Here is a 13,514-nt window from a genome sequence, read left to right as displayed (position 1 = left end):
CAGGCGCCGCAAAGCCGTTATGCCCCCTGATGCCTGACCATTCAGGTAAAGAAGGCTATACTTAGACAATGGTGAATGACATTGTCATCGGGGTGGATTCTGGGCGTGCGTCGCGGCAATGTCAATGGTGATCACCATTGTATTTTTCGATGGGTCTTATTGGCCCGTGGTTGGCTGAGGAGAGCGGGAATGGGTGTTTCCAAGCAGCAGGCAATTGAGAACCGGCAGGCGATCGTGGCAGCCGCCGACAAACTGTTTCGGGAGCGCGGGGTCGATGCGGTCGGGCTCGCCGAACTGATGAAGGCGGCGGGCTTTACACAGGGCGGGTTCTACAACCACTTCAAATCGAAGGACGCGCTGGTCGCGGCGGTGATGGACAAGGCGATGCAAGATGGTGGAGATGCGTTTGGCTCAATAATCGAAGCTGCCCGATCGGCTGACGCCGACCCTGTCAGGCAACAGATTCAGTGGTACCTGTCCCCCGAGCATCGCGCAGATATCGATGCGGGGTGTCCGTTGTCGGGTTTCGTGGGCGACGCGCGCCGGTTGAGCGAAGTGGCGCGCAACGCTTACGCAGAGGGTCTCGCGGGTAACCTGGAACGATTCACCCGAGTTATCGAAGAGACACATGGAAGCAAAGAAGATAGCCGCAGGAAGGCGATCACGCTGTTCAGCCAGATGGTTGGCACGCTACTGCTTTCGCGTGCTGTTGCCGATATTGATCCGGCGTTGGCGGATGAAATTCTCGATGAGGGCCGCCAGCTTCTCCTCGCTGCCGTGGATGCACAACCGGGAATTCGATCACGTCGTCGCGCGCGCAGGTGCTAGCGTAGCACAGACGGTCAATTTCATTCTAGCTGTTGAGTCGGGTGAAGCGATCCTTTCAGGAACAATCCGTGGACTGAAATTGCAGTTGGCGTGTCACCACCCCGTCTATGGAATTTCAGATTGATTACAGCCATAGCGTCCATTCAATGCATACCATAAATAACTTTTACTTTCCGATTTTCCACCTCGCCGCCATTGTGTGAACCGTACTGCCGTATCTTCAGGCGACGATTTCTTAAGATTCCTTAAGAAATGGATCGTCGATTTTGGTCTACGAAGGGTGGAAGAAATTCAAGTACTCAGGCCGATCCATGCACCGACGATCAGGCCGATAAACGGAAAGGAGACGAATAGATGGACAAGCGCCTGATGAGTTTGATGTTGCTCGCCGTGGCCGCGTTGGCCGCTTGCGGAGGTGGAGATGACATCAGCGCACCGACACCGCCAAAGCTATTGACGAACATCGCCGTGCCCAACGCGTCGAGCCCGCCATTCAGTTTCGACATTGGCTACGTCGAGGCCGGCCAGTACTTTCTCGCCGACCGCAATAACAAAGCAATCGATCTCGTGGACACGAAATCGAACACCTTGGTCGCACAGATTCCAGGGCCATTCACAGGCGCTGGCGCAACGACAAACGAGTCCGGTCCCGATGGAATCGTAGGCATTACCGGCACGAACACAATCTATGTCGGGGACGTGGACTCGGTTAAGGTGATCGATACGGCCGCGCACAAGACCGTCAACACAATTGCCATTAGCAATTCCGGATCGCGCGTCGATGAGGGCTGCTACGATCCCGACGATCATCTCGTGATGTACGCGAGCCCGGGAGACTCTCCGCCGTTTCTGACGTTCATTTCCACGTTGACGCAAACAGCTGTGGCAAAGCTTCCTTTCAATGGATCGTCGGGGCTTGAAGCGTGTACCTATGATCCTGCCTCGAAGAGCTTCCTGATCAACAACGACGGCACCTCCGCGAATCCCGACGGCGAGCTTGACGTCATTACCGCCAGTTCGGCGGTGGCGGGAAACGCCTCTGTCAGCAAGTCGTTTCCATTGGGCAAATGCGGGCCGACGGGAATCGTGCTTGGCCCGAATAACGACGTGCTCGTTGGATGTGATCCGCCAGCCGGTGACCCGCTCATCACGCTCATTCTCGATCGTGCGAGTGGCGCAATTCGAGCTAGCCTGCCATTCGGCGGGGTGGACCAGGTCGGCTACGACCCGGCGTCCAATCGCTATTTCTTGCCGGCCAGGCACTACGTCACGAGCGGTATTGCTGCAGCCTCGGGATTTAGCCCACAGATGGGCGTGATCGACGGTGCGTCACGGCAGTTGCTCTTTAAGATTGCGGTCGGCACAGGGGCGCATTCTGTCGCCATCGACAGCACGCTCGGGCAAGTGTATGTGCCGTTCCAGCCCGGCGCGGCGGCATTCCCCAACGGCGGCATCTCGGTGTTCTCCACCCACTAGGGGACCATCGTCCAACGGGCCAGTTCGGATGACCCTGACCGCACAAACGTTTCGGCACCAACTGGATGGGCGTTCCCACCAACGCTCCATGATCCGCTGGGTTGCGGGTTTGGAGCGCGGGTGGCTACTGTCTTTCAGTTGTTCTCAGATGCGTTCTAATTGGCTCGCTCTGGCCCAGAATGCGGACGCGCAATACGCCCATTCCCAGGTATGCATCAGGTCTACGAATAAAAAAACCGCCCGCTTGCGCACCGCAGCAATCGCTGCGGCGAACGCCGCTCTCCCGCATCCCTCAAATTCAAGAAGCGGTCTATCATGGTAGAAACAGCATTCATCAGCGCAGGAGCAAACCATGCCCTCCGACCCATCCGCTGAGCCGACTGGCAAGCCTCTCGACCCCGTGCAGAACCCCTCCGGCACGTCCCGCAAGTCCCACTCACGGCGATCGCAAAAGCCGGCGGAAAGCGACCTTCCCAATGCCGATGCGGCAGAGCCCGAACCTCACGAGCATCTTCCACCGCGAAGCGACGACAACTGATTTAACGCCGCCGGGATCGACGTCGTTCGCAACGCGCCGCGCGGCGCATCCGCGAGACGGACGGTCGCGCATGCTTTCCCGGGCCGCCGCCGGACCTCGGCAAACGCTCGCGGTTTCAATCAAGACATGGTCTGGTTTGAACCGCACAGGAGCAAATCATGCAAAACGTGCTGGTAGGTTACGACGGGTCGCCATCCGCGCGGCATGCCGTTACGTTCGCGGTCGATCTGGCAAAGCGCTTCGACGCGCGCTTGTGTGTGCTCGTCGTGGCGCGCGCGCCGGACTGGGGCGCGATAGAGCTGGAGAGAAAGGAGTTGGTCGATCTCGAAGTGCGGCATGGCAACGCGATCCTCGACGACGTCAAGGCGAAGCTCGCCTCGAATGGCGAGCACCCGGCATTCGATCTCGTGATAGGGCAACCCGCCAAGGAGATCGTGCTCTACGCGGAGCGGCACGGTATCGATCATCTGGTCGTCGGCCATCGCGGTCATACGCCGTTCGATCGCTGGCTGATCGGCTCGGTCGCGCGTCAGGTTCTCGCGTATGCACCGTGCGCGGTCACCATCGTGCGCGATCCGTCGACGATGAAGAAACGCCACGCGAAGGATGAGCAACTGTCGACGGATGAAACGCCGTTTGTGTGAGTCACCGGCGCGTCACCTTTGAGTGAGCTACGCTGTGCGGTGGAATCAGGCGCCAGGTGAGCACCACCAGCAACGCGAAAGCGACGTACGAAAGCGTGAATACCCACGCCGGCAAATCGTAGTAAAGCAGCCGGCTCACCCAGCGCTGAAAGAAGCCTTGTTGTTCCAGCGAGCCGGTACGCAACCAGTCCTCCAGCACCGTCAACGGACACGCGATACCGAGCAGCGCCAGCGTCGACACGATGGCGATCGCCAGCAGATGCGCGAGCCGGAAAAGCCGGCCGCGTATCCAGTCCCAGCCGAGACCGGCGCCCGTCCAGATCGCGACAAGCCCGCACACGATGAAAAACGCGAGCAGCGCATGCACGACCAGCACTGCATCGGCTAGCCAGATCATGATCGGTTGTCCCGCGACCGGCTTCGCTGCGCCTTCGATTGAATCAAACAGGCTTGTCCTTGCCCAACGATCACTCCGCAGCCGCGCGGTCCGAATCGAACGGGTGTTGCGCGGCTTGAGGCTGGGCTTCGCGCTCCATCAGCGTGCGTGCCATTCGCCAATATTCGTCGGCGCAGCCTTCGAGGCTGCCGTCCAGTTGCCAAAGCAGGAATGCGCACTCACGGATTCGTTCTGCCAATGATGGCTCGGGCATGTCTGCGTCTCCTTATCGTAGGAGTACTCGCGAAAGAAAGCCCCGAGAACCCCCTGTAGTGACTCGTGGTCATCGACGGGCGGGCGCACCGTCAGCGACGGTCGCGCATCACTTCCCAGCAATCGCGATGGTCCATCCGCTTCAGGTGCTTTCGACGCATCCACTCGCGCCAGTAGTGACTGGCAACCAGCAGCACGGCAGCGGTCAGCCCGCACAGACCCACAGTGATTCCGATCCCCGATTCGCCCACGGTAGCTCCTTGACTGTGAAAGAGATCAGGCGATGCGTGTCAGTCGTCGTTGAGGATGCGAGCGGCGGCGTTCAGAAACATCTGGCCGTCATGCGTGATGAGAGGTCGTTGTCGTCCGGAGGCGAGTTGTTCCAGCTTGACGAGCTGTCGGTCCAGAAGCGCTTCGAGATCCGCACCGTCCAGGCTCGGCAGATCCGGCGCATCCTTGAGTAGCATGAGAGTCGCGAATTCATGTGGACTGAGCATCTCCGTCTCCTGGCTGGGCTTGCTGCTTCGCGGGGAACCCGATCCGTGGGCCTCGCGTCGCGAGCAGGATCAGTTCGGGGATGGCTGCTGCGCAATGTCACCGCTGCAAGCGGATGGCATGTCGCGAGCCAACGCAGCCATCTTAATGCTCACGCGCTCAAAAGATCAATATGTGGGAAAAGCTTTTTTGAGATATTTACGGAATCCTTTGAAATATTGGCGGGATCACGACGAGGCCATCGCAGCGCAGCATGATGTGTCGACCGGCGAGCATGCGCTGCTTCGCGCGATATGTTCGTCAGCGCACATACTCCATGCGGCTCATAACACTCCTGATGAAAATCCCTGGCAGCGCTTCCATACACTAGCCTGCATACTCGAAGGCGAGGCCCGAATGCCGGGCGCTGTGACCAACACTTGAAGGAGACACACGTTGACTAGCTTTCTACTACGTAACGGCGCGCTTCTCGATCCTACTCGTCCTGATCTGCTGGAAGGCTACGAAGTCCTCATCGAGGATGGCTTCGTGCGCGAAGTGTCCGACCGGCCGATCAGGAGCAGCAACGCGCACGTGATCGACGTCAAAGGCAAAACGATCATGCCGGGTCTGATCGATCTGCATGTGCATGTCGTCGCAATCGAGTTCAACCTGCCGCGCGTGGCGACCCTGCCCAATGTGCTCGTTACGCTGCGCGCCGTGCCGATCATGCGCGCGATGCTGCGCCGCGGCTTCACCACCGTGCGGGACGCGGGCGGTGCAGGGCATCCGTTCAAGCAGGCGGTCGAGTCGGGACTCGTCGAGGGGCCGCGTCTTTTCGTCTCCGGCCGCGCGTTGAGCCAGACCGGCGGTCACGCCGATCCGCGCGCCCGCTCCGACTACTTGCCTCCCGATTCGCCGTGCGGATGCTGCGTGCGCGTGGGCGCGCTCGGTCGCGTGGCGGACGGCGTCGATGCGGTGCGCCGCGCGGTGCGCGAGGAACTGCAGATGGGCGCCGACCAGATCAAGATCATGGCGTCTGGCGGCGTCGCTTCGCCGACCGATCCGGTCGGTGCCTTCGGCTACTCGGAAGACGAGATTCGCGCGATCGTCGCGGAAGCGCAGGGGCGCGGCACCTACGTGCTCGCTCATGCCTATACACCGGCGGCAATCGCGCGCGCGGTACGTTGTGGCGTGCGCACGATCGAACACGGCAATCTGATCGACGATGAAACCGCGCGCCTCGTCGCGGAGCACGGCGCGTATGTCGTGCCGACGCTCGTCACCTACGACGCCCTTGCAAGCGAAGGCGAGAAGTACGGCCTGCCGCCGGAAAGCATTGCGAAGATCGAGGACGTGCACGGCGCCGGCATGCAGTCGATCGAAATCATGAAGCGCGCCGGCGTCAAGATGGGCTTCGGCACGGATCTGCTCGGCGAGGCGCAGCGTCTGCAAAGCGACGAGTTCCGGCTTCTGGCCGAAGTGCTGTCGCCGGCCGAGGTGATCGCGAGCGCGACCGTCGTTGGAGCGGAAATACTCGGCAAGCAGGACAAGCTCGGCAGGATCATGCCGGGTGCCCATGCCGATGTGCTGGTGGTCGATGGCAACCCGCTGAAGTCGGTCGATTGTCTGTTAGGCCAGGGCGAGCATATTCCACTCGTGATGAAGGATGGCCGGCTCTTCGTCAACGAACTTGAACGTGCCGCGTGAACCAGCTTGAACGTATAGCGCTGCGAACGCAGCGTCCCACCATCCCTCTCGGAGCCTGTACATGTCGATGATTGCCGCTCGCATCGAGCGCTTGCCGTTTTCGGGTTTTCACCGCCGTCTGCTGTTGATGGGTGGCCTCGGCTACACCTTCGACGCGATGGACGCCGCGGTGCTCGCATTCCTGCTGCCGGTGTTGCGCGTGCAATGGGGGCTGACGAGCGTGCAGACGGGTGTGCTGGGCAGCGGCACGTTCATCGGCTACTTCGTCGGCGCGATGCTCGCGGGCATGCTCGGCGATATCATCGGCCGGCGCAAGGTGATGATGTATGCGCTGGTGATTTACTGCGTCGCGTCGCTTGCCAGCGCGGTCGCCAACGACTGGGGCTTTTTTCTCGCGACACGCATTGTCGCCGGCCTGGGCACGGGCGCGGAAAGCGCGATTGTCGCGCCGTTTCTCTCGGAGTTCGTGGCGCGCCGGTATCGCGGGAGTTTCACCGGCAGCCTTGCGGGGTTCTTCTCGTTCGGCTTCGTGGCGGCCGCGCTGCTCGGGTATCTGGTGATTCCGCTCGCACCCAATGCATGGCGGGCGGTCATGGTCATCACTGCGCTGCCCATTGTGATGCTGCTCTGGTGGCGGCGCGCGTTGCCCGAATCGCCGCGCTGGCTGGAGGCGCGCGACCGGCACGCGGAGGCCGATGCGATCGTGTCGCGGATGGAGGCCGAGGTGATGCGAGGAGGCGTGCAGCTGGAACCGCTGTCTTCCGTGCGTGAGGGCGCCGTTCCTCTCGCAGCGGGACGGGCGTCGGTGATCGCGAATGTCAAGGCGTTGTGGACCGCGAAGCTCGCGCGCATCACGGCGATGACCTGGCTAATGTGGCTTTCCATTACGTTCAGCTACTACGCGTTTTTCACGTGGATTCCCGGCTTGCTGGTTCAGAACGGTATGACGATCACGAAAAGCTTTTCGTATTCGCTCGTGATCTACATCGCGCAAATACCGGGCTACTTTTCGGGCGCATGGCTCAACGAGAAGATCGGCCGGCAGGCGACGATCGCGTCATACATGATCCTCGGCGGCGTATCGGCGCTTGGGCTCGCGTTGACGGGCACCGATGCGGGCATCATGGTGTCGGGGATTCTGTTGTCGTTCTTCATGAACGGCACCTATGCCGGCGTTTATGCCTATACGCCGGAGGTCTTTCCCACCGACGTGCGCGCAACGGGTACGGGGCTCGCTTCGTCAATTGGAAGGCTGGGTGCGATTGCCGCGCCTATTCTCGTCGGATATGTTTATCCGCTGCTGGGGTTTGGGGGGGTGTTCGGCGCGACCACTCTCGTGTTGCTGACCGGTGCGCTGGCCGTGGTGCTGATGGGGGTGCCGACGCGTGGAAGGTCGCTCGAGGATATTGCCGCGGGGCAAGTCGAGCGTTGATCCGGTGGCGTGGTTGCGACGAAATGGGCATGCGCATTGCCGTGTCCACCTCGAACGGCAACCCGCCGGATGGGCGGAATGTAGCCGGTTGATCGCGTTGAAGGGATGCAAAGTCAGGCCGGTCCGGTCGCCACGGCGGGGGAGCGAACTGGAGAGTCGAATTGAGCCATTCATCACCTCGCCTGCGGCTTTCACTTCCGAATTGCATTTACACGTTGCGCCGACCATACTCGTCAAGTCGGGCACTTCCGGGCGAACTTCCATGAATGGCAACGATTCCCATGGCCACGAGTCGCAGCATCCGCATGCTGATGATCACGATAACGCGGGCAGTGCGCTGTCGGAGATGGACTTGCGCGTCCGAGCGCTGGAATCCCTGCTGGTCGAGAAACGATACGTCGATCCCGACGCGCTGGACGTACTGATCGAGACCTACGAGCACAAGGTCGGGCCGCGCAACGGCGCCCGCGTGATAGCGAAAGCGTGGCACGACCCCACTTACAAACAATGGTTGCTCGACGACGCGACCGCAGCGATCGCCTCGCTCGGCTATCAAGGCAGGCAGGGCGAGCACATGGTCGTGTTGGAGAACACGCCCGCCGTGCACAACATGGTGGTCTGCACATTATGTTCATGCTATCCGTGGCCGGTCCTTGGGCTTCCGCCGGTCTGGTACAAGTCGGCGCCCTACCGGTCCCGTGCGATTATCGATCCGAGAGGTGTACTGAAGGAATTCGGCTTGGAGTTGGGCGCCGAAGTCGAGTTTCGGGTATGGGATTCCACCTCGGAGGTCCGTTATCTGGTATTGCCTATGCAGCCTCCCGGAACCGCTGGTTTTTCCGAGGAAACGTTGGCTGAACTGGTGACACGTGACTCGATGATCGGCACAGGTCTGCCCAGGACACCGGAACCCGCACGGGAGTCAACATGAACGGCGCGCAAGATCTCGGTGGCATGCAATCGTTCGGGCCGATTCGGCCGGAAGCCGACGCGCTGATTTTTTACGCGGACTGGGAGCGTCACGTGCTGGCGATTACGCTGGCGATGGGCGCGGTCGGCAAATGGAACATCGACATGTCTCGTGCGGCGCGGGAGAGCTTGCCGCCTGCGCAATATCTCACCAGCAGCTACTTCGAGATCTGGTTCGAAGGTCTGAAAAAGCTGCTGCTGGATAAGGGGTTGGCGACGGCCGAGGAAATCGCTTGCGGCGTGTCGAGCAGTGCGGGGATGCCGGTGCCCCGCGTGTTGATGGCCAGCGAGGTGGCTGCGGCGCTACGCCGGGGCAGCCCTGTCGATCGTCCTGCGGTCACCGAAGCACGCTACAAGGTGGGCGACGCGGTCCTGACCCGTCGGTTCAACCCATCCACGCATACGCGGTTGCCACGCTATTGCCGAGGCAGACGAGGTCGAATCATCGCTGTGCACGCTCCGCACGTATTTCCCGACACCAACGCAATCGGGTTGGGTGAACAGCCGAAATGGCTGTATACCGTTCGCTTCGATGCGTCGGAACTCTGGGGGAAGGATACGACTGCGGCATCCGTATGTGTCGATTGCTGGGAACCCTATCTGGACTATCCGGATGCCGCCTCTGCCTGATATGACGCATACCCGGCCGAATCTTCCCGAACTGCGCGCTGCCTTGCCGGCATTGCCTTGTGACGATGCAGGGCCCGTTTTCCGTGCGCCATGGGAAGCCCGCGCGTTTGCCATGACGTTGAGCCTGCATGAGCATGGCCTGCTCACGTGGGCCGAATGGGCGGAATGTCTGAATCAGGCAATCCGCGATGCGCAGGCCGCTGGCGACCCAGACCATGGAGACACCTACTACAGCCACTGGTTGACGGCATTGGAGCGCATCAGCGCCCGCAAGGGATTGCTGACCATCGGCCTCCTCGAGCAACGCCGGATCGAATGGGACATCGCTGCACGACATACACCACATGGGCAGCCGATCGAGCTGAAGTGACAGTGCGCGCTTTATGCACGCGTCTAAGAAGCCTTCGCCATCATGATGTCCATATAAAGGAAAACATCAGCTTCTCTTCTGCAATCCAGCACGCCAATAGTCATCCTGTACCCGAGACTTTGCGTTGGCCTGCCGGGCGGCTCTTCACATGATCGATGAAGGCCCGCAGCTTCGGCATGATCTGCCGGCGGCCTGGATAGTACAGAAACACGCCCGGTATCACCGGCGCGAACGGCTCCAGGACGTGCATCAGTTTTCCCGCTCTCAGCCCTTCAGCGACCATCGGCTCAGGTAGCTGGGCAAGCCCCATACCTTCGACTGCCGCACCCAGCAGGGTGGGAAAATCATGGGCGATGAAAGGGCCGGTTACGGCGATCTCGATCGCGTTGCCGTCGCTGTTGAATGACCATAGCGCGAGCGCGCCGCCGGATCTGCGCCATCGCAAGCACGCGTGTTGACGCAGATCGTCCGTGTGCTCGGGCCGGCCGCGTTCTGCGAAGTAGGCCGGGCTGCCGACGACGACCAGACGAAACGGTGGCGTCAACGGTACCCCGACCATGTCGGCGGCGACGAACTGACCCAGCCGGATACCGGCGTCGAACCCTTCCGCTGCGAGATCGATCAGTTCCTTGCTCGCGGCGATCTCCACTTCGACCTCGGGATAAGCCTTGCAGAAGGATGCAATCAGTGGTTCCAGCAGGATTGGCACCACGGCGCGCGGCACGGAAAGACGCAACAATCCGGCGGGCCGCTGGCCGAGTCCGCGCGCCACCTCCCCAGCGGCGACAAGCTCCTCGAAGGCAGGCTTCGCGCGCGAAAGAAACCGTTCGCCAGCTTCGGTCAGGCCGACACTACGCGTGGTGCGGATGAAGAGCGCTGCGCCGATGCGCTCTTCAAGCACACGCACCGCCTGGCTCACGGCCGACGGCGTCACCCCGAGTTCGGCGGCTGCCCGGCGAAAACTGTGATGTTGGGCAACGCTCAGGAACACCTCCACGCCATCGAGCGCGCCCTGCCTGACTGTGAAGTTCTGCTTCATAGCCCGTCAACATTGTGATGAATAGTCGTTCGCGAGAGGCCATGGTACACCTACGCCTACAGATGAAGGGGCGCGCCGAGCTTGACTCGCAAGCCCTGAACCATCCGCTACGACTGTGGAGGAACCTTGCCATGACTGATGCACTTGATGGCGTGCGCGATCACTATCGCGCGACCGGTCTGACCGAGCGGCTAAAGATCGCGCTCACGGTCCTTGGGCCGGAGGATCAACGGCTCACTTCGCAGCAACTGGGCGTTCTCGACCAGTTTCATACCCGCGGGCTGGCTGCCACCGCCGAGCTTGCCGAACTGGCCGGGATCACCGCCGACATGTCGGTGCTGGACGTCGGTTCGGGCGTCGGCGGGCCGGCCCGTTTTCTGGCTGCAAGCTATGGTTGCCGGGTGACGGGTATCGACCTCAGCGAACCGTTCGTCGATGCCGCGCGCTATCTCACACAACGCACGGGGCAGAGCAAACAGGTGTCGTTTCATACCGCCAGCGCGCTGGAACTTCCGTTCGACCCTAGCTGCTTTGACGTCGTTTTGCTGCAGCATGTGGCCATGAACATCGCCGATCGCGCACGACTTTATGGAGAGATCCGACGTGTGCTGAGGCCAGGCGGCAAGTTTGCGACGTTCGATGTCGTCGCAAACGGCAGCGAACCGCACTACCCCGTTCCTTGGGCGCGAACACCGGCCACGAGCTTCCTCCTGACGGCCGACGCAACACAAGAGGCAATTGAAAAAGCCGGTTTCCGTACGCTGGCTTGGCAAGACGGCACCGAGGCCGCAAAGGCCTGGATCACCCAACTGCGTGCATCGGGGCCGCCGTCCTCGCTCAATCTGGGCGTGGTGATGGGCCCGGACTTTGCACAGCTTTCGACCAACCTGGGGCGAAATCTCCTGGAAGGCCGGCTCGGCATTCTCGCTGCGGTGTTCGAGGCCGCGTCTACGAAGACCGGGATTCACATGGAGGACTGCTGATGACCGCCGCCTCTATTCCGGCCGGTATCGTCCCCCCGCGGGCCGCCTGGCGCAGCCGGCTTTGGCTCATCTCGTTGGCAGCGCTGTGGATCGTGTTGATCTACTGGAAACCGGTTATCCCGACCAGCGGGGTTCCTACCACAGCCCATCAGTTGATGGCCCATGCGCTTATCGCGGTAGGTTTGTGGCTCGCCCTCGAAAACACGGACCTGACGCCGAGCCAACGCCGCACGACCTGGCTGGCGGTCGTGATTCCGCACACGCTCTGGTTTGCTGTCGCCTGGAGCGCGGCGATCAATGGCGTCTTTCGCACGGGCGCCTCACCGTTGCCGTTGTTGCCATTAGCGATCTTCCTGCCGGTGATGTTCGGCACGCCGTTGTTGCTATTGTCGAAACGGGTAGGGCAGGTGCTCGATGCGATGCCGGAGACCTGGCTTGTCGCTCTTCAGCTTTACCGGGTATTCGGCAGCTGGGCTCTCGCTGCCTGGCTGCATGGGGTGCTGCCAGGCGTGTTCGCGTTGCCGGCGGGAACCGGCGATGTATTGACCGGCCTGCTCGCCGTACCGGCGGCAATCGCCGTGGCGAGTGGTACAGCTCAAGGGCGGAAGGCGGCGATCGCCTGGAACATCTTCGGCCTCGCCGACTTCGCCGTCGGGATGGCCTTGGGGATGATCACCTCGCCCGGTCCGTTCCAGTTGATTGCTCCGAGCGTGCCGAGCATCGGCGCCGGCGCTTATCCGGATGTTCTGACGCCTGCTTTCGTGGTGCCAGGATCGATCCTGCTACATGCGTTGTCGCTGCGCCAGCTGATCCGGCGACGCGCCGGCGGATCCCTTCCCTAACCTTCGATGGAGGTAGCATGTCAACGGAACGTCTCTTCCAATTGCATCTCGTTCTGGGGTATGTCGCGTGGCTGCTTTGCTTGCGCGCATACGCGTGGCCGAGGCTCAAATCGGTGGACCCATTCGACGCGCAACGCGCCATCGCCACCTTGCACAGCTTCCGTTTCTTCGGACTGGTCTTCATCCTGCCGGGCATCGTCAGCCCCGATCTGCCTGCCAGCTTCGCCGTGTTCGCCGCATACGGTGACCTGGCAACGGGAGTTCTGGCGATGCTGGCTCTACTCACAGCACCAATACGCCCACTCTTCTGGTTGTTCGTCGTACTCTTCAATCTGGTGGGCGCGACCGACCTCGTGCTCGACTACTACCACGCTATTCAGTCCGATCTTCCTGCGCATGCGGGAGAGCTGGGCGCTACCTATGCGATTCCGATCATCTACGTGCCCGTGCTGATGATTTCGCATGTTGTCGCCTTCTATCTGCTGCTGCGCCCTCAGTCCAAGGCGACCCGGAGCTATTTGTCGTTCCGTAAGTCATGACATGACCAAACCCTAGCCTGCTTCCCGTTCACCCTCCGCGTCCCTCGAAAATGTCCCAGATATTAAGCATCCGATGGCCGCAGATGGCCCAGACTGTGTCAAAACACATTTTTGAAGCGCTAGAATTCTTCATTCGATAGCGGAGGATGAGCAAGATGAAGCGGTTCGTTCAAGGCGATAGTCGTACGCAAAGCTTTCTCCTTCCCGAAGCGCTTGATGACTACGTGACCGACACCAATCCTGTGCGCGTGGTGGATGTCTTTGTGGATGAGCTCGATCTTCAGAAGCTCGGGTTTGAAGGTGTTGAGCCAGCGTTGACCGGCCGGCCTTCGTATCATCCGGAGGTAATGCTCAAGATTTACATCTACGGTTACCTGAACCGTATTCAATC

General features: G+C 61.0%; 18 protein-coding genes. 13 read left to right on the top strand and 5 right to left on the bottom strand.

Translation table 11 applies throughout. From position 1 onward, the window contains the following. The first annotated feature begins 189 nt into the window (after positions 1–189). From PQR02_RS21510 to PQR02_RS21500, 3 genes are all read left to right on the top strand, one after another. Positions 190–828 (top strand): TetR/AcrR family transcriptional regulator, encoded by a 639-nt coding sequence (locus PQR02_RS21510; RefSeq protein WP_408235476.1) that lies wholly within the window; start codon positions 190–192, stop codon positions 826–828. A 354-nt stretch (positions 829–1,182) separates the two neighbouring features. Then, positions 1,183–2,304, top strand: a complete 1,122-nt coding sequence (locus PQR02_RS21505; RefSeq protein WP_408235473.1) for a YncE family protein — start codon at positions 1,183–1,185, stop codon at positions 2,302–2,304. A gap of 696 nt (positions 2,305–3,000) precedes the next feature. After that, the gene (locus PQR02_RS21500; protein WP_408235470.1) at positions 3,001–3,486 is read left to right on the top strand and encodes a universal stress protein; all 486 of its coding nucleotides are present in this window, start codon (positions 3,001–3,003) and stop codon (positions 3,484–3,486) included. A gap of 1 nt (position 3,487) precedes the next feature. Here PQR02_RS21500 and PQR02_RS21495 read toward each other — a convergent pair whose 3' ends face one another. The 4 genes from PQR02_RS21495 to PQR02_RS21480 form a co-directional block, all read right to left on the bottom strand. Further along, entirely contained in the window at positions 3,488–3,883 is a 396-nt protein-coding gene (locus tag PQR02_RS21495; RefSeq protein ID WP_408235467.1) for a DUF2784 domain-containing protein, read from the bottom strand. A 70-nt stretch (positions 3,884–3,953) separates the two neighbouring features. Further along, the gene (locus PQR02_RS21490; RefSeq protein ID WP_408235464.1) at positions 3,954–4,136 is read right to left on the bottom strand and encodes a DUF2934 domain-containing protein; all 183 of its coding nucleotides are present in this window, start codon (positions 4,134–4,136) and stop codon (positions 3,954–3,956) included. A 91-nt stretch (positions 4,137–4,227) separates the two neighbouring features. Beyond that, positions 4,228–4,386 carry a hypothetical protein gene (locus PQR02_RS21485; RefSeq protein ID WP_408235461.1) on the bottom strand — a complete coding sequence of 53 codons (159 nt, stop codon included), beginning with the start codon at positions 4,384–4,386 and terminating at the stop codon, positions 4,228–4,230. A gap of 39 nt (positions 4,387–4,425) precedes the next feature. After that, positions 4,426–4,632 (bottom strand): hypothetical protein, encoded by a 207-nt coding sequence (locus PQR02_RS21480; RefSeq protein ID WP_408235458.1) that lies wholly within the window; start codon positions 4,630–4,632, stop codon positions 4,426–4,428. A gap of 94 nt (positions 4,633–4,726) precedes the next feature. Here PQR02_RS21480 and PQR02_RS21475 point away from each other — a divergent pair, with 94 nt between their 5' ends. From PQR02_RS21475 to PQR02_RS21450, 6 genes are all read left to right on the top strand, one after another. Next, on the top strand, positions 4,727–5,053 hold the full coding sequence (locus tag PQR02_RS21475) for a hypothetical protein (protein WP_408235455.1): 327 nt from the start codon (positions 4,727–4,729) through the stop codon (positions 5,051–5,053). 12 nt (positions 5,054–5,065) lie between these two features. Continuing rightward, positions 5,066–6,319, top strand: coding sequence for a metal-dependent hydrolase family protein (locus tag PQR02_RS21470; RefSeq protein WP_408235452.1), 1,254 nt, complete (start codon positions 5,066–5,068; stop codon positions 6,317–6,319). Between the two features lie 61 nt (positions 6,320–6,380). Then, the gene (locus tag PQR02_RS21465) at positions 6,381–7,751 is read left to right on the top strand and encodes an MFS transporter (RefSeq protein ID WP_408235449.1); all 1,371 of its coding nucleotides are present in this window, start codon (positions 6,381–6,383) and stop codon (positions 7,749–7,751) included. A 262-nt stretch (positions 7,752–8,013) separates the two neighbouring features. Beyond that, positions 8,014–8,682 (top strand): nitrile hydratase subunit alpha, encoded by a 669-nt coding sequence (gene nthA, locus PQR02_RS21460; RefSeq protein ID WP_408235446.1) that lies wholly within the window; start codon positions 8,014–8,016, stop codon positions 8,680–8,682. Next, on the top strand, positions 8,679–9,350 hold the full coding sequence (gene nthB, locus PQR02_RS21455) for a nitrile hydratase subunit beta (protein ID WP_408235443.1): 672 nt from the start codon (positions 8,679–8,681) through the stop codon (positions 9,348–9,350). The genes nthA and nthB overlap by 4 nt, the downstream gene beginning before the upstream one ends. 1 nt (position 9,351) lies before the next feature. Continuing rightward, positions 9,352–9,720 carry a nitrile hydratase accessory protein gene (locus PQR02_RS21450; RefSeq protein WP_408235440.1) on the top strand — a complete coding sequence of 123 codons (369 nt, stop codon included), beginning with the start codon at positions 9,352–9,354 and terminating at the stop codon, positions 9,718–9,720. Between the two features lie 100 nt (positions 9,721–9,820). Here the strand turns inward: PQR02_RS21450 and PQR02_RS21445 are convergent, their stop codons facing one another. Further along, positions 9,821–10,759, bottom strand: coding sequence for a LysR family transcriptional regulator (locus PQR02_RS21445; RefSeq protein WP_408235437.1), 939 nt, complete (start codon positions 10,757–10,759; stop codon positions 9,821–9,823). A gap of 131 nt (positions 10,760–10,890) precedes the next feature. Here PQR02_RS21445 and PQR02_RS21440 point away from each other — a divergent pair, with 131 nt between their 5' ends. The 4 genes from PQR02_RS21440 to PQR02_RS21425 form a co-directional block, all read left to right on the top strand. Further along, positions 10,891–11,742 carry a class I SAM-dependent methyltransferase gene (locus PQR02_RS21440; RefSeq protein WP_408235434.1) on the top strand — a complete coding sequence of 284 codons (852 nt, stop codon included), beginning with the start codon at positions 10,891–10,893 and terminating at the stop codon, positions 11,740–11,742. Beyond that, positions 11,742–12,584, top strand: a complete 843-nt coding sequence (locus tag PQR02_RS21435; protein WP_408235431.1) for a DUF8737 domain-containing protein — start codon at positions 11,742–11,744, stop codon at positions 12,582–12,584. Before PQR02_RS21440 ends, PQR02_RS21435 begins: the two co-directional genes overlap by 1 nt. A 17-nt stretch (positions 12,585–12,601) precedes the next feature. Then, the gene (locus PQR02_RS21430; protein WP_408235428.1) at positions 12,602–13,123 is read left to right on the top strand and encodes a DUF8737 domain-containing protein; all 522 of its coding nucleotides are present in this window, start codon (positions 12,602–12,604) and stop codon (positions 13,121–13,123) included. Positions 13,124–13,278: 155 nt separating this feature from the next. Continuing rightward, on the top strand, positions 13,279–13,514 hold a 236-nt coding region (locus PQR02_RS21425), incomplete at its 3' end, for a transposase (RefSeq protein WP_408235673.1).

Origin of the sequence: Paraburkholderia sediminicola, from assembly GCF_046026895.1 — a bacterium.
GTDB lineage: Bacteria > Pseudomonadota > Gammaproteobacteria > Burkholderiales > Burkholderiaceae > Paraburkholderia > Paraburkholderia sediminicola_C.
Note: the sequence above shows the minus strand (reverse complement) of the source record. Positions and strands in the feature narration are given on the sequence as shown.

What these genes read in the sequence shown, in the direction of transcription:
- PQR02_RS21510 (WP_408235476.1), top strand. Translation starts at nt 190, where the DNA reads ATGGGTGTTTCCAAGCAGCAGGCAATTGAGAACCGGCAGGCGATCGTG.
- PQR02_RS21505 (WP_408235473.1), top strand. Translation starts at nt 1,183, where the DNA reads ATGGACAAGCGCCTGATGAGTTTGATGTTGCTCGCCGTGGCCGCGTTG.
- PQR02_RS21500 (WP_408235470.1), top strand. Translation starts at nt 3,001, where the DNA reads ATGCAAAACGTGCTGGTAGGTTACGACGGGTCGCCATCCGCGCGGCAT.
- PQR02_RS21495 (WP_408235467.1), bottom strand. Translation starts at nt 3,883, where the DNA reads ATGATCTGGCTAGCCGATGCAGTGCTGGTCGTGCATGCGCTGCTCGCG.
- PQR02_RS21490 (WP_408235464.1), bottom strand. Translation starts at nt 4,136, where the DNA reads ATGCCCGAGCCATCATTGGCAGAACGAATCCGTGAGTGCGCATTCCTG.
- PQR02_RS21480 (WP_408235458.1), bottom strand. Translation starts at nt 4,632, where the DNA reads ATGCTCAGTCCACATGAATTCGCGACTCTCATGCTACTCAAGGATGCG.
- PQR02_RS21475 (WP_408235455.1), top strand. Translation starts at nt 4,727, where the DNA reads ATGTCACCGCTGCAAGCGGATGGCATGTCGCGAGCCAACGCAGCCATC.
- PQR02_RS21465 (WP_408235449.1), top strand. Translation starts at nt 6,381, where the DNA reads ATGTCGATGATTGCCGCTCGCATCGAGCGCTTGCCGTTTTCGGGTTTT.
- nthA (WP_408235446.1), top strand. Translation starts at nt 8,014, where the DNA reads ATGAATGGCAACGATTCCCATGGCCACGAGTCGCAGCATCCGCATGCT.
- nthB (WP_408235443.1), top strand. Translation starts at nt 8,679, where the DNA reads ATGAACGGCGCGCAAGATCTCGGTGGCATGCAATCGTTCGGGCCGATT.
- PQR02_RS21450 (WP_408235440.1), top strand. Translation starts at nt 9,352, where the DNA reads ATGACGCATACCCGGCCGAATCTTCCCGAACTGCGCGCTGCCTTGCCG.
- PQR02_RS21445 (WP_408235437.1), bottom strand. Translation starts at nt 10,759, where the DNA reads ATGAAGCAGAACTTCACAGTCAGGCAGGGCGCGCTCGATGGCGTGGAG.
- PQR02_RS21440 (WP_408235434.1), top strand. Translation starts at nt 10,891, where the DNA reads ATGACTGATGCACTTGATGGCGTGCGCGATCACTATCGCGCGACCGGT.
- PQR02_RS21435 (WP_408235431.1), top strand. Translation starts at nt 11,742, where the DNA reads ATGACCGCCGCCTCTATTCCGGCCGGTATCGTCCCCCCGCGGGCCGCC.
- PQR02_RS21430 (WP_408235428.1), top strand. Translation starts at nt 12,602, where the DNA reads ATGTCAACGGAACGTCTCTTCCAATTGCATCTCGTTCTGGGGTATGTC.